25 protein-coding genes are annotated in these 25,616 nt (G+C 71.9%); 14 read left to right on the plus strand and 11 right to left on the minus strand.

Going from position 1 to position 25,616, the window contains the following annotated elements:
• Nucleotides 1-16 precede the first annotated feature (16 nt).
• Both DAI17_RS03690 and DAI17_RS21760 read right to left on the minus strand, forming a co-directional pair.
• A complete protein-coding gene (locus tag DAI17_RS03690; RefSeq protein ID WP_107771495.1) occupies nucleotides 17-1,399 on the minus strand; it encodes a dicarboxylate/amino acid:cation symporter in 1,383 nt (460 codons plus the stop codon).
• A 63-nt stretch (nucleotides 1,400-1,462) separates the two neighbouring features.
• Nucleotides 1,463-1,588, minus strand: coding sequence for a putative leader peptide (locus DAI17_RS21760; protein WP_407669665.1), 126 nt, complete (start codon nucleotides 1,586-1,588; stop codon nucleotides 1,463-1,465).
• Nucleotides 1,589-1,660: 72 nt separating this feature from the next.
• Between DAI17_RS21760 and DAI17_RS03695 the strand changes: the two genes are divergently transcribed.
• Nucleotides 1,661-2,281 carry a hypothetical protein gene (locus tag DAI17_RS03695; protein ID WP_107771496.1) on the plus strand — a complete coding sequence of 207 codons (621 nt, stop codon included), beginning with the start codon at nucleotides 1,661-1,663 and terminating at the stop codon, nucleotides 2,279-2,281.
• Nucleotides 2,282-2,285: 4 nt separating this feature from the next.
• Here DAI17_RS03695 and rlmC read toward each other — a convergent pair whose 3' ends face one another.
• Both rlmC and DAI17_RS03705 read right to left on the minus strand, forming a co-directional pair.
• Complete coding sequence (gene rlmC / locus DAI17_RS03700; RefSeq protein ID WP_107771497.1) at nucleotides 2,286-3,401, minus strand: 23S rRNA (uracil(747)-C(5))-methyltransferase RlmC; 1,116 nt, start codon at nucleotides 3,399-3,401, stop codon at nucleotides 2,286-2,288.
• 10 nt (nucleotides 3,402-3,411) lie between these two features.
• Nucleotides 3,412-4,848, minus strand: a complete 1,437-nt coding sequence (locus DAI17_RS03705) for an aminopeptidase P family protein (RefSeq protein WP_234412156.1) — start codon at nucleotides 4,846-4,848, stop codon at nucleotides 3,412-3,414.
• A gap of 51 nt (nucleotides 4,849-4,899) precedes the next feature.
• Between DAI17_RS03705 and DAI17_RS03710 the strand changes: the two genes are divergently transcribed.
• The 5 genes from DAI17_RS03710 to ettA all read left to right on the plus strand — a co-directional run bounded on the left by DAI17_RS03710 (nucleotide 4,900) and on the right by ettA (nucleotide 11,961).
• Entirely contained in the window at nucleotides 4,900-6,018 is a 1,119-nt protein-coding gene (locus DAI17_RS03710; protein WP_107771498.1) for a PrsW family intramembrane metalloprotease, read from the plus strand.
• Nucleotides 6,015-7,808: a dynamin family protein gene (locus DAI17_RS03715; RefSeq protein WP_234412158.1), complete on the plus strand. Its 1,794-nt coding sequence runs from the start codon at nucleotides 6,015-6,017 to the stop codon at nucleotides 7,806-7,808. Before DAI17_RS03710 ends, DAI17_RS03715 begins: the two co-directional genes overlap by 4 nt.
• A gap of 39 nt (nucleotides 7,809-7,847) precedes the next feature.
• A complete protein-coding gene (locus DAI17_RS03720) occupies nucleotides 7,848-9,503 on the plus strand; it encodes a GTPase (protein ID WP_107771499.1) in 1,656 nt (551 codons plus the stop codon).
• 170 nt (nucleotides 9,504-9,673) lie between these two features.
• Nucleotides 9,674-10,180, plus strand: coding sequence for a single-stranded DNA-binding protein (locus DAI17_RS03725; RefSeq protein ID WP_107771500.1), 507 nt, complete (start codon nucleotides 9,674-9,676; stop codon nucleotides 10,178-10,180).
• A gap of 98 nt (nucleotides 10,181-10,278) precedes the next feature.
• On the plus strand, nucleotides 10,279-11,961 hold the full coding sequence (gene ettA, locus DAI17_RS03730; RefSeq protein ID WP_107771501.1) for an energy-dependent translational throttle protein EttA: 1,683 nt from the start codon (nucleotides 10,279-10,281) through the stop codon (nucleotides 11,959-11,961).
• A gap of 102 nt (nucleotides 11,962-12,063) precedes the next feature.
• Here ettA and DAI17_RS03735 read toward each other — a convergent pair whose 3' ends face one another.
• Together DAI17_RS03735 and DAI17_RS03740 are read right to left on the minus strand one after the other, a co-directional pair.
• On the minus strand, nucleotides 12,064-12,570 hold the full coding sequence (locus DAI17_RS03735) for a MarR family winged helix-turn-helix transcriptional regulator (protein ID WP_107771502.1): 507 nt from the start codon (nucleotides 12,568-12,570) through the stop codon (nucleotides 12,064-12,066).
• A 122-nt stretch (nucleotides 12,571-12,692) separates the two neighbouring features.
• On the minus strand, nucleotides 12,693-13,910 hold the full coding sequence (locus DAI17_RS03740) for an acetyl-CoA C-acetyltransferase (protein WP_107771503.1): 1,218 nt from the start codon (nucleotides 13,908-13,910) through the stop codon (nucleotides 12,693-12,695).
• 145 nt (nucleotides 13,911-14,055) lie between these two features.
• On the opposite strand from DAI17_RS03740, the gene DAI17_RS03745 reads away from it, so the two are divergent.
• Nucleotides 14,056-14,916 carry an acyl-CoA thioesterase gene (locus DAI17_RS03745; RefSeq protein ID WP_234412159.1) on the plus strand — a complete coding sequence of 287 codons (861 nt, stop codon included), beginning with the start codon at nucleotides 14,056-14,058 and terminating at the stop codon, nucleotides 14,914-14,916.
• Nucleotides 14,917-14,928: 12 nt separating this feature from the next.
• On the opposite strand, the gene DAI17_RS03750 is transcribed toward DAI17_RS03745, so the two are convergent.
• A complete protein-coding gene (locus DAI17_RS03750) occupies nucleotides 14,929-15,303 on the minus strand; it encodes a globin (RefSeq protein WP_107771505.1) in 375 nt (124 codons plus the stop codon).
• A gap of 125 nt (nucleotides 15,304-15,428) precedes the next feature.
• On the opposite strand from DAI17_RS03750, the gene DAI17_RS03755 reads away from it, so the two are divergent.
• Nucleotides 15,429-15,854 (plus strand): OsmC family peroxiredoxin, encoded by a 426-nt coding sequence (locus DAI17_RS03755; RefSeq protein WP_107771506.1) that lies wholly within the window; start codon nucleotides 15,429-15,431, stop codon nucleotides 15,852-15,854.
• Between the two features lie 64 nt (nucleotides 15,855-15,918).
• On the opposite strand, the gene DAI17_RS03760 is transcribed toward DAI17_RS03755, so the two are convergent.
• A complete protein-coding gene (locus DAI17_RS03760) occupies nucleotides 15,919-16,974 on the minus strand; it encodes a mechanosensitive ion channel family protein (RefSeq protein ID WP_107771507.1) in 1,056 nt (351 codons plus the stop codon).
• A 112-nt stretch (nucleotides 16,975-17,086) separates the two neighbouring features.
• Here DAI17_RS03760 and DAI17_RS20860 point away from each other — a divergent pair, with 112 nt between their 5' ends.
• Entirely contained in the window at nucleotides 17,087-17,458 is a 372-nt protein-coding gene (locus DAI17_RS20860; RefSeq protein ID WP_159081337.1) for a hypothetical protein, read from the plus strand.
• Nucleotides 17,445-17,843 carry a DUF5130 family protein gene (locus DAI17_RS03765; protein WP_159081338.1) on the plus strand — a complete coding sequence of 133 codons (399 nt, stop codon included), beginning with the start codon at nucleotides 17,445-17,447 and terminating at the stop codon, nucleotides 17,841-17,843. Before DAI17_RS20860 ends, DAI17_RS03765 begins: the two co-directional genes overlap by 14 nt.
• 187 nt (nucleotides 17,844-18,030) lie before the next feature.
• Here DAI17_RS03765 and pepN read toward each other — a convergent pair whose 3' ends face one another.
• Nucleotides 18,031-20,574 carry an aminopeptidase N gene (pepN, locus tag DAI17_RS03770; RefSeq protein ID WP_107771763.1) on the minus strand — a complete coding sequence of 848 codons (2,544 nt, stop codon included), beginning with the start codon at nucleotides 20,572-20,574 and terminating at the stop codon, nucleotides 18,031-18,033.
• 63 nt (nucleotides 20,575-20,637) lie between these two features.
• On the opposite strand from pepN, the gene DAI17_RS03775 reads away from it, so the two are divergent.
• Nucleotides 20,638-21,237 carry a mycothiol-dependent nitroreductase Rv2466c family protein gene (locus tag DAI17_RS03775; protein ID WP_107771509.1) on the plus strand — a complete coding sequence of 200 codons (600 nt, stop codon included), beginning with the start codon at nucleotides 20,638-20,640 and terminating at the stop codon, nucleotides 21,235-21,237.
• Nucleotides 21,238-21,243: 6 nt separating this feature from the next.
• On the opposite strand, the gene DAI17_RS03780 is transcribed toward DAI17_RS03775, so the two are convergent.
• Entirely contained in the window at nucleotides 21,244-21,927 is a 684-nt protein-coding gene (locus DAI17_RS03780; RefSeq protein WP_107771510.1) for a GOLPH3/VPS74 family protein, read from the minus strand.
• Nucleotides 21,928-21,988: 61 nt separating this feature from the next.
• On the opposite strand from DAI17_RS03780, the gene metG reads away from it, so the two are divergent.
• Together metG and DAI17_RS03790 are read left to right on the plus strand one after the other, a co-directional pair.
• Nucleotides 21,989-23,791 (plus strand): methionine--tRNA ligase, encoded by a 1,803-nt coding sequence (gene metG / locus DAI17_RS03785; RefSeq protein WP_107771511.1) that lies wholly within the window; start codon nucleotides 21,989-21,991, stop codon nucleotides 23,789-23,791.
• Complete coding sequence (locus tag DAI17_RS03790) at nucleotides 23,781-24,251, plus strand: GNAT family N-acetyltransferase (protein ID WP_107771512.1); 471 nt, start codon at nucleotides 23,781-23,783, stop codon at nucleotides 24,249-24,251. Before metG ends, DAI17_RS03790 begins: the two co-directional genes overlap by 11 nt.
• 5 nt (nucleotides 24,252-24,256) lie before the next feature.
• Here DAI17_RS03790 and DAI17_RS03795 read toward each other — a convergent pair whose 3' ends face one another.
• A complete protein-coding gene (locus DAI17_RS03795; protein WP_107771513.1) occupies nucleotides 24,257-24,832 on the minus strand; it encodes a TetR/AcrR family transcriptional regulator in 576 nt (191 codons plus the stop codon).
• Nucleotides 24,833-24,927: 95 nt separating this feature from the next.
• Here DAI17_RS03795 and DAI17_RS03800 point away from each other — a divergent pair, with 95 nt between their 5' ends.
• On the plus strand, nucleotides 24,928-25,605 hold the full coding sequence (locus DAI17_RS03800; protein WP_107771514.1) for an NADPH-dependent F420 reductase: 678 nt from the start codon (nucleotides 24,928-24,930) through the stop codon (nucleotides 25,603-25,605).
• Nucleotides 25,606-25,616 lie beyond the last annotated feature (11 nt).

Raw genomic sequence — 25,616 nt, forward strand, 5'->3', positions numbered from 1 at the left:
TGGGGGGCGGGGTCGGTCAGGCGACGGCCACCGGCTCGGCCGGGGCCTCCTCGCGCCAGGCCTGCCCGGTGCGCTTGGCGTCGTACGCCGCCTGGTCGAGGATGCCCTCGCGCTTGGCCACGATCGTCGGGACCAGGGCCTGGCCCGCGACGTTGGTGGCGGTGCGGCCCATGTCGAGGATCGGGTCGATTGCCAGCAGCAGGCCGACGCCCTCGAGCGGCAGCCCCAGGGTGGAGAGCGTCAGCGTGAGCATGACGGTGGCGCCGGTGACTCCCGCGGTGGCCGCCGAGCCGATCACCGAGACGAAGGCGATCAGCACGTAGTCGGTGACCGACAGGTCGAGCCCGAAGAACTGGGCCACGAAGATCGCCGAGATGGCCGGGTAGATCGACGCGCAGCCGTCCATCTTGGTGGTGGCGCCCAGCGGCACCGCGAAGGACGCGTAGGCACGCGGCACCCCGAGGTTGCGCTCGGTCACCGACTCGGTGACCGGCATGGTGCCCACCGACGAGCGGGACACGAAGGCCAGCGAGATGGCCGGCCAGGCGCCGGAGAAGAACTGCTTGACCGACAGCCCGTTGAGGCGCAGCAGCGTCGGGTAGACGCCGAGCAGCACGAGGGCCAGGCCGGCGTAGACCGCGACGGTGAAGGTGCCGAGGGAGCCGAGGGCGTCCCAGCCGTAGCTCGCCACGGCGTTGCCGAGCAGGCCGACGGTCGCGACGGGCGCGAGCAGGATGACCCACCACAGCACCTTCTGCACCACGGTGAGCGCGGACCGTACGACGCCCAGGAACGGGTCGGCGTCCTTGCCGACCTTGAGGGTGGCGATGCCCACCGCGATCGCGACCACCAGGATCTGCAGCACGTTGAACGACAGGCCCACCGATCCGTCGTCACCGGCACTGCCCTCGAGCCCGAGGACGTTGGCCGGGACCAGACCGGTGAGGAAGTCGAGCCACGAGCCCGTGCTCGAGGGTGCGGAGGCAGCGTCGGCGGAGACGCTGGCGTGGTCGCCGGGCTGCAGCACGAGGCCCAGGACGATGCCGATCGACACGGCGATGAGGGCGGTGATCGCGAACCACGCGAGGGTCTTCCACGCCAGGCGCGCGGCGCCGGTGACGTCGCGGAGGTTGGCGATCGAGGCCACGATCGCCAGGAAGACCAGCGGCGGCACGATGGTGCGGAGCAGCGTGACGAAGACGCTGCCGACGGTGGTGAGGGTCTCGGTGAGCCAGTTGGGGTCGGCCACGCCGGCGGCGTCCACCGAGTCGGGCCCCATGGCGCGGGCGACGAGGCCGAGCACCACGCCGAGCGCCAGGCCGATCAGCACCTGGACGCCGAAGGAGGGCAGGCGGAGGCGACGGGTGGGCCGCTCGGTCTCCGTAGCTGAAGTAGTCATACTGGGTAGATAACCTTTCGGAACGGCGCCCGACGATCGCGGGTGCCGAGGGACGCAGGAGGGTCAGTCGACGGCGCGGGGGGAGCGACAGAGCGCGCTCCCGGTGCGCACGAGGTCGACGGCACGACGCTGCGTCAGCAGGTCACCCACCGTGGTGGGGAGGGTCGTGGGAGCTCGCACGCCTGGCACAACCGGCGCGGCATCAGGCGGATTCCGTGGTTCCCGTCACAAGGAGGTCGGGGCCTGCCTAGGGTGCGCGGCATGATCTCTCGCCTCGGGCTCCGACTGCTCGCCGCTGCCCTCCCCGCCGTCCTGTTCGCGCCCGTCGCCGCGCACGCGGAGAAGGTCGGGACGACAGATGCCGCTGGGGACGTCGTGAGTCTCGGACCGACGGAGCAGGGCGACGACGACCTGGACAACCTCCTGCCTGCCCCCGAGAACCTGACCGCGGACGTCGTCCGCACCGTCGTCGCCCACGCCGGCTCGCGCCTCCGCGTGCGCATCGACCTCCGCGAGCTCGGCCGGTCGAGGAACTACTTCGCGCTCCTGCAGGTGCGCACCCCGGCGGGCACGTTCGAGGTGGAGACGGACGACCTCGGTCGGCGGCCGAAGGTGGAGATGACGCGCCGGGGTCGCGCCGTCGAGTGCCGGCGGCTGCGCGCCGTCAGCGACCGTGCCGCCGCCCGCGCGGTCATCACGATCCCGACGGCCTGCCTCGGGGCTCCTCGGTGGGTCCAGGTCGGCGCCGGCATCGCGTCCCTCGAGACCGTGGCCGCTGCCGACGGGACGGAACAGGTCGTGGTGTTCGCCGACGATGCCCACCGCGCCGGGACGATCGGCGACGAGAACCTGGCCAAGGGTCCCAAGGTCCGTCGCGGCTGACCCGTCACCGGGCGAGGAGCACCAGCACCTCGTAGTGCGTGGTCTGCGGGAACATGTCGAGCACCCGCGCCTCGACCGGCCGCAGCGACGGCATGAGCGCGAGGTCGCGAGCCAGCGACTCCGCGTTGCACGACGAGTAGACGACGTGGCGCACGCCGGACGCCTCCAGCCAGCCCGCGAGCTCGGCGCCGATGCCGCGCCGGGGCGGGTTGACCACGACCAGGTCCGGCGCGGCGGCCTGGGCCAACGCCCACGTGGTCGCGTCGGCCGCCACGAGCTCCGCGGCCACGCCGAGCTCGGCGGCCGTCACCGTGGCCGCCTCGATCGCGTCGGCCGAGACCTCGACGCCGAGCACCTGGCGGCCGGGACTCGCGAGGTGGAGCGCGAAGCCGCCGACGCCGCAGTAGAGGTCCCAGACCGTGCGCACGTCCGGCAGCGCGTCGACCCACGTCCGGGCCTGCTCGTAGAGCGCCTCGGCGACGAGGGTGTTGGTCTGGAAGAACGCCCGCGGGCCGAGCCGCAGCGTGACGCCCGTCGCCAACCGCATCGGCAGCCTCGAGGCGTCGGTGAGCACGATCTCGCGCTCGCCCTCGAGCACCGCCGCGTGCGTCGGCTGCACGTTGAGCGAGACGACCCGTAGGGACGACAGCTCCGCCAGCAGCCAGGGCAGGTGCTTGCGGATCCGCGCCTCGTCGGCGGTCGAGCGGACCACCAGCCGCAGCATCAGCTCGCGGTCCGGCGACTCGGTGAGCAGCACGTGCTTGAGCTCCCCGCGGCGCGTCGCGACGTCGTACGGCGTGAGGTCGGCGCGCATGACGAAGGCGGCGACCACGTCGAGCGCAGCGGTCATCCCGGGGGAGTGCAGCCCGCAGTCACGCAGGTCCACCCCGGTCCGGGTGCGGTCGAGGATCCCGAGTGTCGGGCTCGTGGTGGTGCCGCCGACGGCCATCTTGGCCTTGTTGCGGAAGCCCGACTCCGGGCCCGCGAACGTCGGCAGCCACAGCGGGGCGGGCACCAGCGACCGCGCGTGCGCCTCCTTGTCGGACAGCTGCCGCGCGCGGGGCACCTCCAGCAGGGTGCAGGAGCGGCAGCGGTGGGCGTCGTAGTGGTGGCAGTCCATCCCGGGCAGGTCAGCCGCGCAGCCGGCCCATCCACTCCTCGACCTCCGCGGAGGAGCGGGGGAGCGCGGCGGACAGGTTCCGCGAGCCGTCGGCGGTGACGAGGATGTCGTCCTCGATGCGGATGCCGATCCCGCGCAGCTCCTCGGGCACCAGGAGGTCGTCCTCCTGGAAGTACAGGCCCGGCTCGACGGTCAGCACCATGCCCTCGACGAGGTCGCCCTTGGGGTAGACGTCGACCGACGAGCGGCCGCAGTCGTGGACGTCCATGCCGAGCATGTGCGAGGTGCCGTGCAGCGTCCAGCGTGCGTAGACCTTGGACTCGGGGTCGAGCGCCTCCTGCGCCGACACAGGCAGCAGGCCGAGGTCGGCGAGCCCGTGGGCCATGACCTCCATGGCGGCGTTGTGGGCGGCCAGGAAGGGCACGCCCGGGCGGACGGCGTCGATGCCGGCCTGCTGGGCGGCGTGCACCAGGTCGTAGAGGTCGCGCTGGACCGCGGTGAACCGGCCGTCGACCGGCAGCGTGCGGGTGACGTCGGCGGTGTAGAGGTTGCGGCCCTCCACGCCCATGTCGAGCAGCACCAGCTCACCGGGCGTGATCGGTCCCGTGTTGTCGATCCAGTGCAGGGTCGTCGCGTGCGACCCGCCGCCGACGATCGAGTCGTAGCCGATGTCGTTGCCCATCGCGCGGGCGCGACGGAAGAAGGTGCCCTCGATCCAGCGCTCGCCGTGCTCGAGGACGCGGTCCCACTCGCGCACCGAGTCCTCGAAGCCGAGGGTGGTGATGTCGCACGCCTCCTGCAGCTCGGCGACCTCCCACTCGTCCTTGACCAGGCGCAGCTCGTCGGCGACCCGGGCGAGGTCCTCGTCCTTGGTGATGTCGCGCGTCTTGCGGTCGTCGTCGAAGGACGGCAGGTCCTTCACGTGGCGGACCTCGATGCCGAGCGAGTCGGAGATCTCGCGCGCCGAGGGACGACGGCCGGCCCACAGCTCGCCGTACTGACGGTCGCGGAAGAACTCGTCGGTGTCGCGCTCGGACCGCGGCCGGGCGTACAAGATCGCCTCGCCGACTCCGTCCGAACCGCTCTCGATGACCAGCACCGCGTCCGAGGTCTGGTTGCCGGAGAAGTAGGTGTGCGCGGTGTCCGGACGGAAGCGGTAGTCGGTGTCGTTGGCGCGCACCTTGAAGGTGCCCGCCGGGAGCACCAGCCGCTCGCCAGGGAAGGCGGCCGCGAGGGCGGCACGGCGCCGGGCCGCGTGCTCGGTGACCGGGTGGCGGGGGACGTCGAGCTCGCGCTCGCCCCACCCGGTGCGCATGAAGGCGGCGTACGCCGCGGGCACGGCCGGGTCGTGGGACTCCGTGGCCAGCTCGCTGGTGCCCTCGGTGGTGCTCAGGGTTGCCGTCTCGGGGGTGACGACGTCGGTCTCCGTCGGGTGCTCCTCGCTCACCCGCCTCACTGTACGCGGGGGCGAGGGGGGTGCTCCGTTAGGCTGCCGGACATGCCGAGACGACGTCGCGACAGCGTTGCCTTCACGCTCGTCGTCGCCGCGTCGGTCCTGCTGGGAGCGATCGTGATGGCCGTGGTCATCGCCCTCTCCGGAGCCCCGGGGTCGCTGGCCCTCGCGGCCCTCCTGGCGGCACTCCCCGTCGGTCCGCTCGTGGGCTGCTTCATGTGGCTGGACCGCTATGAGCCCGAGCCCCGGCCCCTGCTGCTGGCCGGGCTGCTGTGGGGCGCCTTCGTCGCGACCGCCGCCGCCCTGGTGTTCCAGGGCATCGGGATGGCCGGCGGGTCCAGCAGCACCGAGACCCTCGCGGTCTGGGCGCCGGTCACCGAGGAGCTCACCAAGGGTGCCTTCCTCGTGCTGCTCCTGTGGTGGCGCCGCCACGAGCTCGACGGCGTCCTCGACGGCATCGTCTACGCCGGGATGGTCGGCATCGGCTTCGCCTTCACCGAGAACCTCCTCTACCTGGCGGCGGCGTACGACGGCACCGACGGTCTCGGTCCCGGCGGCACCGAGGCGCTGACCGCGACCTTCGTCATGCGGTGCCTGGTCAGCCCGTTCGCGCACCCGCTGTTCACCGCCTTCATCGGCGTCGGGGTCGGCCTGGCCGTCACGTCGCGCACCGCGTCCCTGCGCCTGCTGCTGCCGGTGCTCGGCTACGTCGCGGCCGTGGTCACGCACAGCCTCTGGAACTCCTCGACGATCGACGGCACCGGCGGCTTCCTCGTGGTCTACGGGACGCTGATGATGCCCGCCTTCGTGGCCTTCGTCGCCTTCGCCCTCTACCGGCGCCGGTCCGAGCGCGGGATGATGCGGGCCGCGCTGGAGGACGCCGCGCAGCGCGGGCTGATCCCAATGACCGACATCCCCTGGCTGGTCGACCTGCGGGCGCGCCGCCACGCACGGGCCTTCGCCCGGCAGCGCGGGGGACCCCAGGCCGAGCGCGCGATGCGTGACTACCAGGCGGCCGCCATCGAGCTCGCCTACCTCCACCACCGATACCTTCGCGGCACGGCGCCGCGTGACTTCGCCGAGCGAGGTCACGAGCACGTCCAGCAGCTCAACGCCGTACGCCCCTACGTTGCCTTCCCCGGACAGGTGGTACCCACCCGATGACCGAGCTCCAGTCCCGCCAGGAGAGCGCGGACAGCACCAAGATGCTGACCGCGCTCGTGCGGTTGCGCGGCGCCCTCCAGGAGGTCCAGCTGCCGCTGGAGCTGCCCATGGCCGAGGAGCAGCGGCAGTCCCGGGCGGAGATGGTCGACCAGCTGGAGGACTACGCGATCCCCCGGCTGATGACCATCGACGCGCCGCTGCTCGCCGTCGTCGGCGGCTCCACCGGCGCCGGCAAGTCCACCCTGGTCAACTCCCTGGTCGGCAGCCGCGTCACGCAACCCGGCGTGCTGCGGCCCACCACCCGGTCGCCCGTCCTGGTGCACCACCCCTCCGACGCCCACTGGTTCGGCCAGGACCGCCTGCTCCCCGAGCTCGAGCGGGTCTCGCGCAGCACCAACGACCCCGACGCGCTCCAGCTGGTCCCGTCCGAGTCGGTGCCGGCCGGACTGGCGATCCTCGACGCCCCCGACATCGACTCGGTGGAGGAGCGCAACCGCACGCTGGCCGCCCAGCTGCTCGCCGCCGCGGACCTGTGGCTCTTCGTCACCTCCGCGGCCCGGTACGCCGACCAGGTCCCGTGGGAGTTCCTGCGCAAGGCCGCCGAGCGGTCCGCCGCCGTGGCGATCGTGCTCGACCGCACGCCGCCCGAGGCCGTCGAGACCGTCTCCACCCACCTGGCCCGGATGCTCGCCTCCCGCGGCCTGAAGGACTCCCCGCTCTTCGTCGTCACCGAGGGAGGGGTCACCGAGGAGGGGCTGCTGCCCGCGGAGTCGGTGGCCGACATCCGCGCCTGGCTGGACTCCCTGGCCGCCGACGCCGAGGCCCGCTCCGCCGTGGTGCGCCAGACGCTCGAGGGCGCGATCCGCACGCTGTCGCGGCGTACCCACTCGGTGGCGGACGCCGCGACCGAGCAGGTCGACGCGGTGCGCCGGCTGCGCGAGGACGTCAACCGCTCCTACGACCAGGCCGTGGCCTCGGTCTCCGAGGCGTCCGCCGACGGCACCCTGCTCCGGGGCGAGGTGCTCGCCCGGTGGCAGGAGTTCGTCGGCACCGGCGAGCTGCTCAAGTCGCTCGAGACGCGGGTGGGCTGGCTGCGCGACCGCGTCGTCAACGCAGTCAAGGGCAAGCCCCAGCAGGCCGAGCGGGTCACCGTCGCCGTCGAGTCCGGGCTCGAGACCCTGATCCTCGAGCACGCCGAGGCCGCGGCCGAGCGCGCCGAGGCCTCGTGGCAGTCCACCTCCGCCGGGCAGGAGCTCCTCAGGAGCGCGGGGGAGGACCTGGGCCGTGCGTCGCGCGACTTCCGCCGCCGCGCCGAGCGCGCGGTGCGCGACTGGCAGGCCGACGTGCTCGAGATGGTCCGCACCGAGGGCGCCGACAAGCGGTCGACGGCCCGGTTCCTCGCCTTCGGCGTCAACGGGCTGTCGGTGGCGCTGATGGTCGTCGTCTTCGCCCACACCGCCGGCGTCACCGGGGCGGAGGCCGGCATCGCCGGCGGCTCGGCGGTGCTGGGCCAGAAGCTCCTCGAGGCCGTCTTCGGCGACCAGGCCGTGCGGTCGCTGGCGGAGCGGGCCCGGCGCGACCTCGAGCTCAAGGTCAACGACCTGCTCGAGCAGGAGCGCCGCCGCTACGTCGACCTGCTCGACCGGCTCGAGATCTCCCCCGAGACGCCCGACAAGCTGCGGACGGCGTCGCGTCGCGTCGACGACCTGCGGTTCGCCGCGAGCCGGTCCGGCGCGTCGGAGGTCACCCCGCAGGGTGCGGACGCAGGGGACCTGACCCCGGACGCATAGGGTGGGGCCCGATCCGTCCCGTAGCCGTCGAGGGAGAACATGTCGTCCTTGCTCGAGGGGGCCAAGAAGCTGGTCTCCCGGAGTTCTGACATCGGTGCACGCGTGCAGGGCCTCGAGCAGGCCGTGGACGGTGCCCGGGGCCGCGTCGACGACGCCGTCCTCGATGACGCCCAGGCCGTCGTGGACCGGGCCGCCAGCCGGCTCAAGCTGTCTGCGGAGCACACGGTCGTCGCCCTGGCCGGCGCCACCGGCTCGGGCAAGTCGTCGACCTTCAACGCGCTGACCGAGCTCGAGCTGTCCGCCGTCGGCGTGCGCCGTCCCACGACCTCGTGGGCCACCGCGTGCGTCTGGGGCCGAGACGGCGCGGAGGAGCTGCTGGAGTGGCTCGGCATCCCCGCACGCCACCAGGTCACCCGCGACTCGATGCTCTCGACCGGGCGCGAGGACGGCCAGCTCCAGGGCGTCGTGCTCCTCGACCTGCCCGACCACGACTCGACCGAGGTGTCCCACCACCTCGAGGTCGACCGGCTCGTCAAGCTCGCCGACATGCTGGTGTGGGTCCTCGACCCCCAGAAGTACGCCGACGCGGCTATCCACGACCGCTACCTCGCGCCCCTGTCGGCCCACCGCGACGTGATGCTGGTCGTCCTCAACCACATCGACACCGTGCCCGAGGACCGCCGCGACGGGATGGTCGCCGACGTGCGCCGCCTGCTCGAGGCCGACGGGCTGGCCGGCGTCCCGGTGCTGGCCGTCAGCGCCCGGCACGGCACCGGGATCCCCGAGCTCAAGGCCGCCATCGCCGAGCGCGTTGCGGAGAAGAAGGCCACCCGCGCCCGGCTCGCCGCCGACCTCCGCAGCGCCGCCGAGCGGGTGCAGGAGGCCACCGGCACCGCTGCCGGCCGATCGCTGTCCTCCGAGCGGGTCGCCGCCCTCGACGACGCGTTCGCCGACGCCGCCGGCGTTCCGACGGTCGTGCGGGCCGTGGACAAGTCGACCCGGATGCGCGCCAACCGGGCCACCGGCTGGCCCGTCGTGGCGTGGTTCTCCAAGCTCAAGCCCGACCCGCTCAAGCGCCTCCACCTCGACCTCGGGTCCGCGGGCAAGGAGCTCACCGGCGCGTCCCGCACGTCGGTGCCTCAGGCGACCGGTGTCCAGCGCGCCCGCGTCGACACCGAGGTGCGTGCGCTCGCCGACCAGGTGTCCGAGGGCATGTCGCCCGCGTGGACCTCGGCGATCCGCAAGGCCTCGGTCTCCCGGCTCCCCGACCTCGGCGACCGGCTCGACCGGGCCGTGGCGTCCACCGACCTCGGCGCGGACCGGATCCCGGCCTGGGCCGGGCTGGTGCGCGTGCTGCAGTGGCTGCTGATCCTGACCGCGCTCGCCGGCTTCGTCTGGCTGGGGGCGCTCTTCGGCGCGGCCTACCTCGGCTTCGACGGCGCCAGCACGCCTGAGTACCTCGGCATCCCGGTGCCCACGATCATGCTGCTGGGCGGGATCGCGGTCGGGGTGCTGCTGGCCCTGGTCTGCCGCGTGCTCGTCTCGCTCACTGCCAAGCGGCGCGCCCGTGCGGCGGACAAGCGGCTGCGCGACGCGATCTCGGAGGTCTCCGAGGAGATCGTCGTGCAGCCGATCCGGGCCGAGCTCGCCTCCTACACGACGGTCCGCGAGGGCCTGGCCGCGGCGCTGAAGTAGCCGCCGGAGCCTATCCGGGGGCTCGTTCCCGGGCCGGTGGGTCTCCACAGGACCGCCGTGCCACCCTGCCCTCCACAGCGCGTGTGCGTCGTACGGCGGGGTGTCGGTGGGTGTCCGCAGCCTTGGGTGCACGAGGGCGGACCCGCCGCCCGGCCCGAGGAGGCACACCCATGAACGAGACCTACGTGACGCTGAGCGGCCGCGTCGGCAGCGAGGTGCAGCTGCACGACGCCGGCGGCCAGGCGCTGGCCACCTTCCGCGTCGCCAACACCCCGCGACGCCGGCGCAAGGCCGACGACGAGTGGGTGGACGGCACCACCACGTGGTTCCAGGTCAAGGCGTGGCGGCGGCTGGCCGGACACGTCAAGGAGTCGCTGCGCGTGGGCGACCCGGTCCTCATCAGCGGACGGCTCGAGTCGGACGTCTGGGTCCGCGACGACGGCACGTCGAGCACCCAGCTCGTCGTCACCGCCACCTCCGTGGGCCACGACCTCGCCCACGGCACCTCGCTCTACACCAAGCCGGCCCGCCAGGACGACCGGCCCGTGGGCGGTGACCCGTGGGCCCCGGTCCCGGTCGACGTGGACCCGGAGACCGGCGAGATCCTGGCCGGCACGGGTGGTGACCGGGTCGGGGCTCCGGCCGCCGTGGAGGAGGCCGGCTCCGAGGCGGCCTGAGCGACGGACCGCCCGGGGCCGCTCCGGCTCCGGGGCGGCCGGTCGCCGGGCGTCCACCGGTTCTCCGGTCGGGCGTCCCGACCCGTAGGCTCAGGCGCATGGCTGAGTACGTCTACACGCTGCGCAACGTGCGCAAGGCCCACGGTGACAAGGTCGTCCTCGACAACGTCACCCTCTCCTTCCTCCACGGCGCCAAGATCGGCGTCGTCGGACCCAACGGCACCGGCAAGTCCTCACTGCTCAAGATCATGGCCGGGCTCGACCAGCCCAACAACGGCGATGCGATCCTCGATCCCGAGGCGACGGTCGGCATGCTCCAGCAGGAGCCGCCCCTGACCGAGGGCAAGACCGTCCTGGAGAACGTCGAGGAGGCGGTCGGCGAGATCAAGGGCAAGCTCGACCGCTACAACGAGATCTCCGAGCAGATGGCCGACCCCGACGCCGACTTCGACACCCTGCTGGCCGAGATGGGCGACCTCCAGACCGACCTCGACCACGCCAGCGCCTGGGACCTCGACAGCCGGCTCGACCAGGCCATGGACGCGCTGCGCTGCCCGCCGCCGGACGTGCTGGTCGACAACCTCTCCGGTGGTGAGCGCCGCCGGGTCGCGCTGTGCAAGCTGCTGCTCCAGCAGCCCGACCTCCTGCTCCTCGACGAGCCCACCAACCACCTCGACGCCGAGTCGGTCCAGTGGCTCGAGGGCCACCTGGCGTCCTACCCCGGCGCCGTCCTGGCCATCACCCACGACCGCTACTTCCTCGACAACGTCGCCGAGTGGATCCTCGAGCTCGACCGGGGCCAGACTCACCCCTACGAGGGCAACTACTCGACCTACCTCGAGACCAAGAAGGAGCGCCTCAAGATCGAGGGGCAGAAGGACGCCAAGCGCGCCAAGATGCTCGAGAAGGAGCTGGAGTGGGTCCGGTCCAACGCCAAGGCCCGCCAGACCAAGAGCAAGTCGCGCCTGGCCCGCTACGAGGAGATGGCGGCGGAGGCCGACAAGGCCCGCAAGATCGACACGGCCGACATCAACATCCCGCCGGGCCCGCGGCTCGGTGACGTGGTCCTCGAGGCCCGCCACCTGGTCAAGGGCTTCGAGGGTCGCACCCTGTGGAACGACGTCTCGTTCACCCTGCCCCGTGCCGGCATCGTCGGCATCGTCGGCCCCAACGGCGTCGGCAAGACCACGCTGTTCCGGATGATCACCGGGTCCGAGGAGCCCGACGCCGGCGAGCTGGTCGTGGGCCAGACGGTCAAGCTGTCCTACGTGGACCAGAGCCGCGGCGGCATCGACCCCAACAAGAACGTCTGGGAGGTCGTCTCCGACGGCCTGGACTTCATCAAGGTCGCCAACTTCGAGATGAACTCCCGCGCCTACGTCGCCTCGTTCGGCTTCAAGGGGCCCGACCAGCAGAAGAAGGCCGGTGTCCTCTCCGGTGGTGAGCGCAACCGCCTCAACCTCGCGCTGACCCTCAAGCAGGGCGGCAACGTCCTGCTCCTGGACGAGCCCACCAACGACCTCGACGTCGAGACGCTCTCGGCCCTCGAGGACGCGCTGCTCGACTTCCCCGGCTGCGCCGTGGTCACCTCGCACGACCGGTGGTTCCTCGACCGCGTCGCGACCCACATCCTCGCGTGGGAGGGCGACGACGAGGACCCCGCCAAGTGGTTCTGGTTCGAGGGCAACTTCGCGTCGTACGAGGAGAACAAGATCGAGCGCCTCGGCGTCGAGGCGGCCCGCCCGCACCGGGTGACGCACCGCCGCCTCACCCGCGACTGACGCGCGACGAGCCCGCGACGGGGCCACCCCGTCCGGCACTCGACACGACGGCCCGGCACGCAGAGCGTGCCGGGCCGTCGGCGTCCCGTGGCCGGGACGGGTTCAGCGGGTCGCGCCGTCGCGCAGCTCCATCTCCGGGTGGGCGCTGATGAGGTTGTCGGTCACCGAGTCCATCGCCCGCCCCAGCGCGGCGAAGTCGTCGTCCTCGACCCGGTCCACGAGGTAGGAGCGGACGCCCTCGACGTGGAGCGGCGCCGCCTCCTTGAGGAGCTCGTAGCCCCGGTCGGTCATGGTCGCCACGATGCCGCGACCGTCCTCGGGCGTGCTGCCGCGGACGACGTACCCCGCCCGCTCCATCCGGTCGATGGTGTGGGTCACCCGGCTGCGCGAGTGGGCCAGCGCGTCGGCGAGCTGGGCCATCCGCATCGCGCGTCCCGGTCGTTCGGAGAGCCGGACGAGGATCTCGTACTCGGTGAGGGAGATGTTAAACGCCCGGCGCAGGTCGTCGTCGAGGCGATCCATGAGGAGGGTCGACCCGATGACGAGGGCGCGCCACGAGCGCTGTTGGTCCGCGTCGAGCCAGCGCGGCTCGCGGGGTGCGGGGGGCATGCGGCTACTCCTTGTACGGCGTCACGGCGACCCGATGGTCCCCGCTCGGCCACGACCCTAACCATCCCGGTCCGGCCGTGCAGACGAACACCGTCCGCGGGACGGCCGGACCGGGGGTCGGGTCAGCCCAGGCGCTCCAGGATCAGGGCCATGCCCTGGCCGCCGCCGACGCACATGGTGATCAGGCCGGTGGACTTGTCGTGCCACTCCAGCGAGTTGAGCATCGTGTTCTGCAGCCGGGCCCCGGTCATGCCGAAGGGGTGGCCGACGGCGATGGCGCCACCGTTGACGTTGAGGCGGTCGATGTCGATGCCGAGGTCCTGGTAGGACGGCACGACCTGCGCGGCGAAGGCCTCGTTGATCTCGACGAGGTCGATGTCGCCGATGCTCATGCCGGCGTGGGCCAGCGCACGCTTGGTCGCCTCGACGGGGCCCAGCCCCATGATCTCGGGGGAGAGGCCCGAGACGCCGGTCGAGACGATGCGCGCGAGCGGCGTGAGCCCGAGCTCGGCGGCCTTGGTGTCGGACATGACGACCACGGCCGCGGCGCCGTCGTTGAGGGCGCAGCAGTTGCCGGCGGTGACCACGCCGTCGGGACGGAAGACCGGCTGGAGCTGGGAGATCGCCTCGAGGGTCACCCCGGCGCGCGGGCCGTCGTCGGTGGACACGACCGTGCCGTCGGGGGTCGTGACGGGCGTGATCTCGCGGGCCCAGAAGCCGTCGGCGATGGCCTTCTCGGCGAGGTTCTGCGAGCGGACGCCGAACTCGTCGAGCTCCTGGCGGGACAGGCCGCGGAGGCGGGCGACGTTCTCGGCCGTCTGGCCCATGGCGATGTAGGCGTCGGGGAGCAGGCCGTCCTCGCGCGGGTCGTGCCAGTCGACGCCGCCCTCCGCGGTCTTCGCGGTCCGCGACTGGGCCTCGTCGAAGCGCGGGTTGACCGTGTGCGGGATGTGGTCCGAGGTGCCCTTGGCGAAGCGGGACACCGTCTCGACGCCGGCCGAGACGAAGATGTCGCCCTCGCCGGCCTTGATGGCGTGGAAGGCCATGCGGGTGGTCTGCACCGAGGAGGCGCAGTAGCGGGTGATCGTCGCGCCCGGCACGGCGTCCATGCCGTTGAGCACGTTGACGATCCGGCCCATGTTGTTGCCGCTCTCGCCACCCGGGAGGCCGCAGCCGAGGTAGAGGTCGTCGACGGTGTTCGGGTCCAGGCCGGGGATCTTGTCCAGCGCCGCCTTGACGATCAGGGCGCTCAGGTCGTCGGGCCGGAAGTCCTTGAGGGACCCCTTGTTGGCGCGGCCGATGGGGGAGCGTGCTGCGGAAACGATCACTGCCTCGGGCATGTGGAACTCCGGATCTGGTTCGGGGCGGTCGGGTGTCGCGCCGCTCACACTAGACGGGCCGGCGAAGAGGTGGAACACGTTCTCGTGTGGCTTGGGTCATGCGGGGGTGTCGGGACCCGGGCGCGACTCTGCGACGATCGTCCTCGTGCGCCACCGCTACGAGTGCCCCCTCCGCTGGGCCGACCTCGACCTGTTGGGCCACGTCAACAACGTGGTGTACGTCGACTACCTCCAGGAGGCCCGGGTCGACATGCTGCGCACCCACGCCCCCGACCGGCGGGCCGACGAGCTCGCCGAGGGGGTCGTCGTGGTGCGCCACGAGGTGAGCTACCTCGCGCCGCTGACGTTCCGGTTCGGGCCCGTCAGCATCGAGTGCTGGGTCACCGAGGTCCGGGCCGCCAGCTTCACCATGGCCTACGAGATCTTCGACGAGGACGAGAGCGGCACCCGGACGACGTACGTGCGGGCGAGCACCGTGCTGACGCCGTACGTCTTCGCCACCGAGCGCCCACGCCGCCTGACGGCCGAGGAGAAGGACGTCCTCGCCCCGTTCGTGGAGGAGAGCGGTCCCAAGAGCGCGCGCATCGCGCCGGTGACCGCGTGGGAGCCGGGGCACTTCGCCCTGCACGTCCGCTTCTCCGACGTCGACGTCTACGGCCACGTCAACAACGTGAAGTACTTCGAGTACCTCCAGGAGGCCCGCATCCCGCTGATGGCCGACCTCGTCGAGCACCTCCCGGGGGCCGGCGACATCAGGGTCGTCGTCGCCCAGACCGACGTCGACTACAAGGTGCCGATCCTCTTCCGCCCCGAGCCGTACGACGTGTGGTCGCGGGTCACGCACGTCGGGACGCGCTCGTTCACGGTGGAGTCCGAGATCCGCGACGGCGAGACGGTCCTCTCCCGTGCCCGGGTGGTGCTCGTGTGCTTCGACCCGGTCACCGGGCGCTCGGTGGACCCGGGGCCCGAGCACCGGGCCGCGATGACGGCCGCTCTCGAGGCGTGAGCCCCGGCGGGCTCAGTGCATCGTGTTGACCATGAACTGCGCGGCGTGGGTGACGTAGTCCCAGAACCGCGCGTCCTGGTCGGGCGTCAGGTCCGCCTCGTCGAGCCCGGCGCGGAAGTGCACCAGCCAGCGCTCGGCCGCGAGCGGCGTGACGGCGAAGGGCGCGTGCCGCATCCGCAGCCGCGGGTGTCCGCGCTGGTCGGAGTAGGTCGTCGGTCCGCCCCAGTACTGCACGAGGAACATGGCGAAGCGGTCCTCCGCCGGCCCGAGGTCCTCCTCGGGGTAGAGCGGCCGCAGCACCTCGTCCTGCGCCACACCCTCGTAGAAGGTGTGCACGATCTGGCGGATCGTCGCCTCGCCACCGATCTCGTCGTAGAAGGTGCTCACGACGCCATTGTGCCGAGGCCCGGTCGGGAGGGCCGCACCGGGCGGGTGGATGAGCCGGGGTGGCGCCGGCGACGACGTGGAAGACTCGCACCGTCCCACGTCCCCGATGCACACCAGGAGCACACATGCCCACGACCCGCACCGCGACCACTCACTGGGAGGGCACCCTCTTCGAGGGCGCCGGCAAGGTCACCCTCGAGTCCTCCGGGCTCGGCACCTACGACGTCAGCTGGCCCGCGCGGACCGAGGAGCCCCACGGCAAGACCAGCCCGGAGGAGCTCATCGCGGCCGCCCACTCGGCGTGCTTCTCGATGGCCTTCAGCAACGGCCTGGCCAAGAACGACACCCCGGCCACCGCGCTGGACACCTCGGCCGAGGTCGAGTTCACCCCCGGCACCGGCATCACCGGCATCAAGCTCACCGTGCGCGGCGTCGTGGAGGGGCTCGACAACGACACGTTCGTCGAGCTCGCCGAGGCGGCCAAGGCGGGCTGCCCCGTCAGCCAGGCGCTGACCGGCACCACGATCACGCTGGACGCCGCGCTCGCCTGAGCCGGCTCCACGCACACGTCGGCCCGCCCGGGGACCCGGGCGGGCCGACGTGCGTCTGGGTGGGTCAGGCAGGGCCCTCGGCCTGGGCCGGACCCTCCGCGGCGGGAGCCGCGTCGACGTCGACCTGCGGCTGCTCGGGCTCCTGCTCGGGCGAGCGCATCCAGACGACGCGCTGGGGGAAGGGGATCTCGATCCCCTCGAGGTCGAAGCGGGCCTTGATCCGCTGGCGCATCTCGCGGGCCACCGCCCACTGCTCGAGCGGGGCGGTCTTGAGGGCGACCCGGAGCACGACCGCATCGGCGCTCAGGTCCTGCACGCCCCACACGGACGGCTCCTCGATCACGCGGCCCTTGAAGTCCTCGTCGTCCCACAGGTCGTGCGCCACGTCGGCGAGCACCCGCTGCACGCGGGCGATGTCCTCGCCGTAGGCGACGCTGATGTCGAGCACCGTGCGCGCCCAGTTCTGGCTCATGTTGCCGACGCGCAGGATCTCGCCGTTGCGGACGTACCAGACGGTGCCGTTGACGTCGCGCAATCGGGTGACCCGCAGGCTGACCGCCTCGACCGTGCCGACGGCCTCGCCGAGGTCGACCTCGTCGCCCACGCCGTACTGGTCCTCGAAGATCATGAAGATGCCGGAGAGGAAGTCCGAGACCAGGCTCTGGGCGCCGAAGCCGATCGCGAGGCCCAGGATGCCGGCGCTGGCGATGATCGGCGCGACGTTGACCCCGATCTCGCTGAGCATCATCGTCACGACGATCGCCAGGATGATGCCGGTGACGATGCTCTTGAGCAGGCTCCCCATGGTCTGGGCGCGCTGCACGCGTCGGGTGGCGCCGGCGACCTCCTGGCTCTTGTGGGCGGTGGCCACCTTGCCGCCGGCCACTGCGCGGCTGAGGCGGTTGGGCAGCACGCCCTTCTCCGCCTTCAGGACGAGCCGGTCGATGAGGCGGTGCAGGAGCCACCGGATGACCAGCCCCAGCAGGGCGATCCCGAGCAGCGCGAGCGGCTTGCCCACCACCCAGTCGGCGATGTTGGCGGCCGTCGTACTGTCGGTCTCGCGGTAGACGAAGCTGCAGATGGCCGCGTCCTCGGCACAGGGATCGTTGAGCGAGAGCATCGGGCCAGTATGGCGATCTGAGCGCCCAACCCAACTTCCCGCGGCGGCATGTGACCGATCCGACGGGAGGACGGCTGAGAGCGCGCGGAGCGGAGCCGATATCGTGTCCCTCGTGATCACGTCCGAGCCCTCGTCCAGCACCCCCGTCCGTCGGCGACAGCGCCGCCTGGCCCGCGCTGCGGCGGCCTCCGTCGTGCTCGCGTCCGCCGGACTCGCCGCTCCCGCGAGCGCGGACGTCCCCGAGGGATGGAGCAACCCCGACGACGTCGACATGCTCTACGCCCTGCTGCTCCTCGCCGGGGTGCCGCTGCTCCTGTTCGTGGTGATCGTGGGCCTCACCTACCTGCCTGCCCTGGTCCGTGGCGAGAAGCTCATGCCCGGCAGCGCGGACGACCAGTGGTTCGGCGGCCCGCGACAGGGTGCCAAGGAGATCGAGGCCGGCGCCCACGCCGACGAGACCGGCGGAGCCCGTGGCAGCTGGTGACAGCCTCTCCCGCGAGCTGACCTCGCGGGAGAGCGCCGAGATCGACCGCGCCATCCGGTCCGCGGAGCTGCTGTGCCGCTTCGAGTTCTCGGTCTTCATCGGCGGCTCCCAGGGCGACCCGCACGACTACGCGCGCCGCCTGCACGCCAGCCTCGTGGCCCCCGCACGCAGCATCCTGCTGCTGGTGGACCCCGGCGCCCGTGCCATCGAGGTCGTGACCGGCTCCGAGGTGCGCCGCCACCTCACCGACCGTGAGGTCGAGCTCGCGATCCTCCAGCTGCAGACCGACTTCGCCGCGGGCGACTTCGTGGGCGGACTCAAGCGCGGCATCGCCATGCTCGCCGAGCACGCCCGCCCCCAGCAGACCCTGCACGCCGGCGGCTGACCGCCGTCCGACGAGCGCTGCCCTCTGGCGGTGAGCAGGCCACCTTCTGCGCCGCCCGGACTGTGGCTGGGCCACCGCCGGAGCGGCGTGTCACGCCCGACACGCAGCAAGGGCGGTGAGCCACCCACCGTCCCGGCACTGCGGGACGTGGCTGGCTCACCGCCCTGGCAGTGAGGTCGTACGACGATCAGCGGGCGTCGCGCTCCTGCGCGGCCAGCGCCCGGGCGATGTCGGCGCGGGCCTCGCCCACGTAGCGCACCGCACCCGTGGGCGCGTCGGTCGAGGCGGCGAGCCACTCGTCGAGACGGGCCACGACCTCCGGGGACCCGACGGCCAGCGGGAAGCCGTACTCGAGCACGACCGAGGCCTTGTGGAAGCCCAGCGTGTCGATGACCGTGTGCGCGGCCTCGAGGAACTTCTCCACGTAGGGCGCGACGACCTCGTCCTGGTCGGAGCGGAAGATGGAGAAGACCATCTCGCGGGACGTCTCGTTGGGGGTGGCCGGGTCGAGGATCGCCGACCAGCCGGCGGCCTTGGCCTCGGCCGTCGGCTGCGCGACCCGGGCCGCGGCGGCCTTCTCCTTGCCGGAGATGGTGTTGTCGCGCCCGAGCTCGGCGTCGATCTCGGCGTCACCCACGCGACCGCCGCGGGCCAGCGCGGTGATGAGCTCCCAACGGAAGTCCTGGTCGACCGCGAGGCCTTCGACGGTGAACGAGCCGTCCAGCAGGCCGCGCAGGTCGTCGTACGCCGCGTCGCTGCGGGCGGCGGAGGCGTAGGCCCGGGCGAAGGTCAGCTGGTGGTCGCTGCCGGCCTCGGCGTCCAGCAGCAGCCCGCGCAGCCCTTGCTCCCACTCGGCCTTGAGGGCGTCGCGGTGAGCGGGGGCGGAGTAGCGGTTGACGGCGAGTGCCGTGGACCCGGGGATCTTGGTGACGCCCCAGGCGTCCGTCTCCTGGCCGATGTTGGCCAGCACCAGGCGGAGCCAGTCGGAGGTGGCCATCTCGGCGTCGCGGGTCATGTCCCACGTGGCGCCCCAGATGAGCGCCCGGGCCAGCGAGTCCTCGATGCGCGCCAGGCCCTCGATCACGGTGGCGAGCGACCGCTCGTCGAGCCGGATCTTGGCGTAGGCGTGGTCCTCGTCGTTGAGGAGCAGGAGTGCCGGCTGGTCCTTGCCGACCAGCTCGGCGACCTCGGTCGAGGCGCCCTCGACGTCGACCTCGACGTACTCGCGGCGGACCAGCTTGCCGTCGACCTCGTCGTAGAGGCCGATCCCGAGGCGGTGGCGGCGCAGCGTCGGCCAGTCCGGGTGCGCGGTCTGGGTGACGGAGAACGACGAGTAGCGGCCGTCGGCATCGAGCTCGAACGACGGGGCCAGCGTGTTGACGCCCGCGGTCTGGAGCCACTCCTGCGCCCACGAGGTGAGCTCGCGGCCCGACGACCTCTCCAGCGCGGCCAGCAGGTCGGAGAACTCGGTGTTGCCGAACGCGTGGTCCTTGAAGTACTGCCGGATGCCGGCGACGAAGGCGTCGAGACCGACCCACGCGACGAGCTGCTTGAGCACCGACGCGCCCTTGGCGTAGGTGATCATGTCGAAGTTGACCTCGACGGCGTGCAGGTCGACGTTGTCGGCCGCGATCGGGTGCGTCGAGGGCAGCTGGTCGGCGCGGTAGCCGGTCTGCTTGCGGGCGTTGGCGAAGCCGGTCCACGCGTCGGTGTACTCCGTCGCCTCCGCCTCGCACCAGTAGCAGGCCCATTCGGCGAACGACTCGTTGAGCCAGAGGTCGTCCCACCACCTCATCGTCACCAGGTCGCCGAACCACATGTGCGCCATCTCGTGGGTGATGACCGAGGCGCGGAACTCGAAGAACGAGCGGGACTGGCGCGAGCGGGGGAGGTACTCGTCGCGCAGCGTCACGCAGCCGGCGTTCTCCATCGCGCCCATGTTGTACTCCGGCACGTAGAGCTGGTCGTACTTGTGGAACGGGTAGGGGAAGTCGAACTTCTCCTCGAAGAACTCGAAGCTCTGCTTGGTCAGCTCGACGAGCACGTCGGTGTCCATGTACTCCACCAGCGACTGGCGGCAGTAGTGGCCGAGCGGGATCTTGCCGAACTTGCCCTCGTAGGTGTCGAGCACCTCGTGGTACTCGCCCGCCACGATCGCGGTGATGTAGGTCGACATCCGCTCGGTGGCCGGGAAGGTCCACAGGGCCTTGCCGTCACCCTGGCCGACCGGCTCGGGGGTGGGCGCGTTGGAGACGACCTTCCAGCCCTCGGGGGCGGTCACGGTGAAGGTGAACACCGACTTGAGGTCGGGCTGCTCGAAGGTGGTGAACACGCGCCGGGCGTCCGGCACCTCGAACTGCGTGTAGAGGTAGACGCGGTCGTCGGCGGGGTCGACGAAGCGGTGCAGGCCCTCGCCGGTGTTGCTGTAGGTGCAGTCGGCCCGCACCACCAGGGTGTTCTCGGCCTGCAGGTCGTCCAGCGCGATGCGGCTGTCGACGTACGCCGTCGCCGGGTCCAGCGACCGCCCGTTGAGGGTGATCTCGTGGACCGTCGCGTCGACGAGGTCGGCGAAGGTCGCGCTGCCGGGCTCCCGGCAGGTGAACGCGAGGGTGGTCGTGGAGGCGAAGGTCTTGTCGCCCGTCGTGAGGTCGAGGTCGACGACGTACGACGTGACGTCCAGGAGGGCGGCGCGGGTGGCGGCCTCGTCCCGGGTGAGGTTGGTTCCAGGCATGGCGGTCATCCAACCACCCGACGTCAACGGGAATCGACCGGCCCGGTGGCTGGTTAGTCCGATATGACCAAGGCTGACTTCTGGTTCGACCCCCTGTGCCCGTTCGCCTGGATCACCTCGCGGTGGATCCTCGAGGTGGAGGAGCAGCGCGACATCGACGTCCGGTGGCACGTCATGTCCCTCGCCTACCTCAACAAGGACAAGGACATCCCCGACGACTACCGCACGATGCTCGAGCCGGCCTGGGGGCCGGTCCGGGTGTGCATCGCCGCCGAGGACCGCCACGGCAACGACCGCCTGATCGACCTCTACACCGCCATGGGCAACCGCATCCACCTGCAGAAGCAGGACCTCGACCGCGACATGGTCGTGGCCGCGCTCGCCGAGGCCGGCATGGACGCCGACCTCGTCGACGCGATGGACGACACCTCGCTCGACCGCGACGTCGCCGCCTCGCACCACGAGGGCATGGACGCCGTGGGCAACGAGGTCGGCACCCCGACGATCCACTTCGACGGCGCCGCGTTCTTCGGCCCCGTGCTCAGCCAGATCCCGCGCGGCCAGGAGGCCGTGGACCTGTGGGACGGCTGCGTCGCGGTCGCGAAGTTCCCCTACTTCTACGAGCTCAAGCGGTCGCGCACCGGGGACCTCGACTTCAGCTGACGAGCCTCAGCTCCCGGAGGCGGCGGTCGCGGCGGCGCCCGCCGTGACCGCCGCCGCGATCGCGGCCTGCGCCGCCGCGACGGCGTCCTTGACCGCGTCGGCCGCCCACGCGCCCTCGGCGACCTCCTTGGCGCGCCTCTTGACGTCCCGCGCGGGGACGTCACTCCGGTCGACGACCTTGTGCGCGTGATCGATCGCCGCGAGCAGCGCGACCAGCGCCGACGTGCGCTCGTCCGGGGTGAGGCCCACCACCAGCGCGTCGTGCAGCCGCGCGCGCACCTGCTGCTCGTGCCGCGCGTCGGTCGCGGGCCACGTGGTGTGCGGGAAGAGCCCCAGCACCCTGCCCTCCCGCCGCTCGACCAGCCCCCGGTCGGCGAGCCGGTGCAGGAGGCGGTCCTTGAGCCCCTTGCCGATCCGGTTCACCAGGTCCTGCGCACGACGCGGCTTCTCGGCGACCACGGCCAACGCGTCGACCAGGAGCGGGTCGTCGGGGGTCGGCCCGTCGACGACGGCGACCTTGGCGGTGCTCCACCGGCTCGTCCGCTCCGCGACCTCGAGCCGCTCGGCCATCGCGAGCTCGAGCAGCAGCGCCCCTCCGAGCAGCGGCTGCACCTTGTCCGACGCAGCGACGGTGCCCTTCTCGTCGTCGAGCAGGAGCAGCAGGAGGTCCTCGGCGATGAGCGTCCGCATGCGCCCGACGCTAGCGCGACCGGCGGATGGTCGGCGGCGGCCGCTCACTAGGATCGTCGCCATGACCCACGTCCTCTCCGCAGTCGCCTGGCCCTACGCCAACGGCCCGCGCCACATCGGCCACGTGGCCGGCTTCGGCGTGCCCTCCGACGTCTTCTCCCGCTACATGCGGATGGCGGGTCACCAGGTCCTGATGGTCAGCGGCACCGACGAGCACGGCACGCCGATCCTCGTCACGGCCGACAAGGAGGGCGTCTCCGCCAAGGACCTCGCGGACAAGAACAACGCGGTCATCGTGACCGACCTCGCCGACCTCGGCCTGTCCTACGACCTCTTCACCCGCACCACGACCGGCAACCACTACGGCGTCGTGCAGGAGATGTTCCGGACCGTGCTGGCCAACGGCTACATGGTCGAGCAGACGACCCAGGCCGCCATCAGTCCATCCACCGGGCGCACCCTGCCCGACCGCTACATCGAGGGCACCTGCCCGATCTGCGGGTACGGCGACGCGCGGGGCGACCAGTGCGACAACTGCGGCAACCAGCTCGACGCCACCGACCTGATCGACCCGCGCTCGAAGATCAACGGCGAGACGCCGAGCTTCGTCGACACCCAGCACTTCCTGCTCGACCTGCCGGCCCTGGCCGACGCGCTCGGCGCCTGGCTCGACGAGCGGGAGGCCAGCGGCACGTGGCGGCCCAACGTCATCAAGTTCAGCCAGAACATCCTCAAGGAGATCCGCCCGCGCGCGATGACCCGCGACATCGACTGGGGCATCCCGGTGCCGGGCTGGGAGGACCAGCCCACCAAGCGCCTCTACGTCTGGTTCGACGCGGTCATCGGCTACCTGTCGGCGTCCATCGAGTGGGCCCGGCGCCTCGGCGAGCCCGACAAGTGGCGCGACTGGTGGAACGACCCGCACGCGCTGTCCTACTACTTCATGGGCAAGGACAACATCGTCTTCCACTCCCAGATCTGGCCGGCCGAGCTGCTCGCCTACAACGGCCAGGGTGCGCGCGGGGGCGAGCCGGGGGAGTACGGCGTCCTCAACCTGCCCACCGAGGTCGTCTCCTCGGAGTACCTCACGATGGGCGACCAGCAGTTCTCCACCTCGCGGGGCCACGTGCTCTACGTCGGCGACTTCCTGGCCCGCTACGGCCCGGACCCGCTGCGCTACTTCATCTGCGCCGCCGGGCCGGAGACCTCCGACGCGGCGTTCACGTGGGCGGACTTCGTCACCCGCAACAACTCCGAGCTCGTCGCCGGCTGGGGCAACCTGGTCAACCGCACCGCCACGATGATCGCCAAGAGCTTCGGTGAGATCCCCGAGGTCGGTGAGCTGGAGCCGGTCGACGAGGCCGTGCTGGAGGCCGTGCGCACCGGCTTCGACACGGTCGGAGGGCTGATCTCGCACCACCGCCTGCGCGCTGGCATCGCCGAGGCCATGCGGGTCGTCGGCGAGGTCAACAAGTACCTGACCGTCACCGAGCCCTACAAGATGAAGGACGAGTCGCAGCGCGAGCGCCTCGCGACGGTGCTGCACGTCGCCGCCCAGTGCGTGTCCGACTGCAACACACTGCTCTCGCCCTTCCTGCCGCACGCGGCCAACAAGGTCCACCTGGTCCTCGGCGGCGAGGGCGAGTTCATGCCGATGCCGCGCATCGAGCAGGTCGAGGAGCTGGAGCCGGACAACGGCGCCGGCCTCGTGTCCTACCCCGTCATCACCGGTGACTACACCGCCACCCCGGCGTGGGAGTCGCGGCCGGTGACGGTGGGCGCCAAGGTCGACAAGCCGACGCCGGTCTTCACCAAGCTCGACCCGTCCGTCGTCGAGGAGGAGCTCGCCCGCCTTGGCGGATGAGGTCGAGCTGCGCGCCGGCTCCGTCGACTCGCCCGCGTCGCTGCGGCTGCTGGCGGCGTACGAGGCCGAGCTGGTCTCGCTCGGCGTCGTGCTCAACCACGGGTGGTCCGGTGGTGTGACTCCCGAGCAGCTCGCCCCGCCCATCGGCGCCTGGCTGGTCGGCTGGCGCGGGGCTGAGGCCGTCGCCTGCGGCGGCGTGCGGCTGCTGTCCCCGGAGGTCGCCGAGGTCAAGCGCATGTACGTCGACCCGTCGGCGCGCGGTGGCGGGCTGGCCCGTCGCATCGTGGCAGCCCTCGAGGCGGAGGCCGCCGCCCTCGGCGCTCGCGTCGTCCGCCTCGACACCGGGCGCGAGATGGCCCCGGCGGTCGCGCTCTACCGCTCGTCGGGCTACCGCGAGGTCGAGGACTACAACGGCAACCCCGACGCCGGCTGGTGGTTCGAGAAGTCGCTCGAGGCCTGAAGCGGTCAGTCCACGGCGGCGGACACGAGCGCGGCGGCTGCTGCCCGTGCAGCGACGGGGGCGTCGGGCCGCGCGTCCAGCGCGCCGCTCGCGAGCCCCCCGTCGAGCAGGAGGGTGAGCGTGCGCGCCAGCCCCTCCGGATCCTCGGCGCCGGCCTGTCGGGCCAGTCCCGCCAGCCAGGAGAGCACCTCCTCCTTGTGCGCCAGCGTGCGGTCGTGGACCCGGCTGCCGGCGGGGTTCTCCGCGGCCGCGTTGATGAAGGCGCAGCCGCGGTAGCCGTCGCGCCGGCAGGCGTTGCCCAGGGCGTCGAACGCGCCGACGAGCTGGGCGGCCGGGTCGGGGCCTGCGGCGGCCGCGGCGTCGTGGAGCTGCCCGGTCCACACCTCGTCGACCCGGTCGAGGTAGGCGAGGACGAGGTCGTCCTTGGCGGGGAAGTGCTTGTAGAAGGTCGCCTTGGCCACGCCCGACTCCGCGATGATCCGGTCGATCCCGACCCCGCGGATGCCGTGCGCGTAGAAGAGGGCGAACGCGGTGGCGAGGATCCGTTCGCGGGCGGGGGGAGCGGGGCTCGAGGTGGCCATGGGGTCAGCCTACCGTGGACCTAGACAGATCTGTCTGCTAGCGTTCCCCCAGACGTAGACAGATCTGTCTGCCCCCGCTCTTCCAGGAGGAACCCATGAAGTACGCAGTCCTCGGCACCGGCACGGTCGGACGCACCGTCGCCGACCGGCTCGCCGAGCTCGGCCACGAGGTCACCGTCGGCACGCGCGACCCCGGAGCGACCCTCGCCCGCACCGAGCCCGACGGCATGGGCAACCCGCCGTACGCCGCCTGGGCCGAGGAGCACCCCGACGTCGCGCTGGCCACCTTCGCCGAGGCGGCAGCCGCGGCCGACGTGGTGGTCCACGCAGGCAGCGGCGTCGCCGCCCTCGACATCCTCGCCGCGGCCGGCGCCGACAACCTGGCCGGCAAGGTGCTGGTCGACATCAGCAACCCCCTCGACTTCTCGGCCGGCTTCCCGCCCACGCTGTTCGTCAAGGACACCGACTCGCTGGGGGAGCAGGTGCAGCGCGCCTTCCCCGAGGCGCGCGTCGTCAAGACGCTCAACACCCTCACGGCCGGGCTGATGGTCCGTCCCGGCTCGCTGCCCGAGGCCAGCACGGTCTTCGTCTCCGGCGACGACGCCGAGGCCAAGGCGGTCGTCACCGCGATGCTCACCGAGTTCGGCCACACCGACGTGATCGACCTCGGCGACATCACGACGGCACGCGGGACCGAGATGCTGCTCCCGGTGTGGCTGCGGCTGATGGGCTCGCTCGGCACCGCGACCTTCAACTTCAAGATCGTGCGCTGACCTTCGCCCGG

The organism is Nocardioides sediminis, from assembly GCF_003047295.1.
Lineage (GTDB): Bacteria > Actinomycetota > Actinomycetes > Propionibacteriales > Nocardioidaceae > Nocardioides > Nocardioides sediminis.

Coding starts and splice junctions, on each gene's coding strand:
- DAI17_RS03690 (WP_107771495.1), bottom strand. CDS start 1,399: ATGACTACTTCAGCTACGGAGACCGAGCGGCCCACCCGTCGCCTCCGC.
- DAI17_RS03695 (WP_107771496.1), top strand. CDS start 1,661: ATGATCTCTCGCCTCGGGCTCCGACTGCTCGCCGCTGCCCTCCCCGCC.
- rlmC (WP_107771497.1), bottom strand. CDS start 3,401: ATGGACTGCCACCACTACGACGCCCACCGCTGCCGCTCCTGCACCCTG.
- DAI17_RS03710 (WP_107771498.1), top strand. CDS start 4,900: ATGCCGAGACGACGTCGCGACAGCGTTGCCTTCACGCTCGTCGTCGCC.
- DAI17_RS03715 (WP_234412158.1), top strand. CDS start 6,015: ATGACCGAGCTCCAGTCCCGCCAGGAGAGCGCGGACAGCACCAAGATG.
- DAI17_RS03720 (WP_107771499.1), top strand. CDS start 7,848: ATGTCGTCCTTGCTCGAGGGGGCCAAGAAGCTGGTCTCCCGGAGTTCT.
- DAI17_RS03725 (WP_107771500.1), top strand. CDS start 9,674: ATGAACGAGACCTACGTGACGCTGAGCGGCCGCGTCGGCAGCGAGGTG.
- ettA (WP_107771501.1), top strand. CDS start 10,279: ATGGCTGAGTACGTCTACACGCTGCGCAACGTGCGCAAGGCCCACGGT.
- DAI17_RS03735 (WP_107771502.1), bottom strand. CDS start 12,570: ATGCCCCCCGCACCCCGCGAGCCGCGCTGGCTCGACGCGGACCAACAG.
- DAI17_RS03740 (WP_107771503.1), bottom strand. CDS start 13,910: ATGCCCGAGGCAGTGATCGTTTCCGCAGCACGCTCCCCCATCGGCCGC.
- DAI17_RS03755 (WP_107771506.1), top strand. CDS start 15,429: ATGCCCACGACCCGCACCGCGACCACTCACTGGGAGGGCACCCTCTTC.
- DAI17_RS03760 (WP_107771507.1), bottom strand. CDS start 16,974: ATGCTCTCGCTCAACGATCCCTGTGCCGAGGACGCGGCCATCTGCAGC.
- pepN (WP_107771763.1), bottom strand. CDS start 20,574: ATGCCTGGAACCAACCTCACCCGGGACGAGGCCGCCACCCGCGCCGCC.
- DAI17_RS03775 (WP_107771509.1), top strand. CDS start 20,638: ATGACCAAGGCTGACTTCTGGTTCGACCCCCTGTGCCCGTTCGCCTGG.
- DAI17_RS03780 (WP_107771510.1), bottom strand. CDS start 21,927: ATGCGGACGCTCATCGCCGAGGACCTCCTGCTGCTCCTGCTCGACGAC.
- metG (WP_107771511.1), top strand. CDS start 21,989: ATGACCCACGTCCTCTCCGCAGTCGCCTGGCCCTACGCCAACGGCCCG.
- DAI17_RS03795 (WP_107771513.1), bottom strand. CDS start 24,832: ATGGCCACCTCGAGCCCCGCTCCCCCCGCCCGCGAACGGATCCTCGCC.
- DAI17_RS03800 (WP_107771514.1), top strand. CDS start 24,928: ATGAAGTACGCAGTCCTCGGCACCGGCACGGTCGGACGCACCGTCGCC.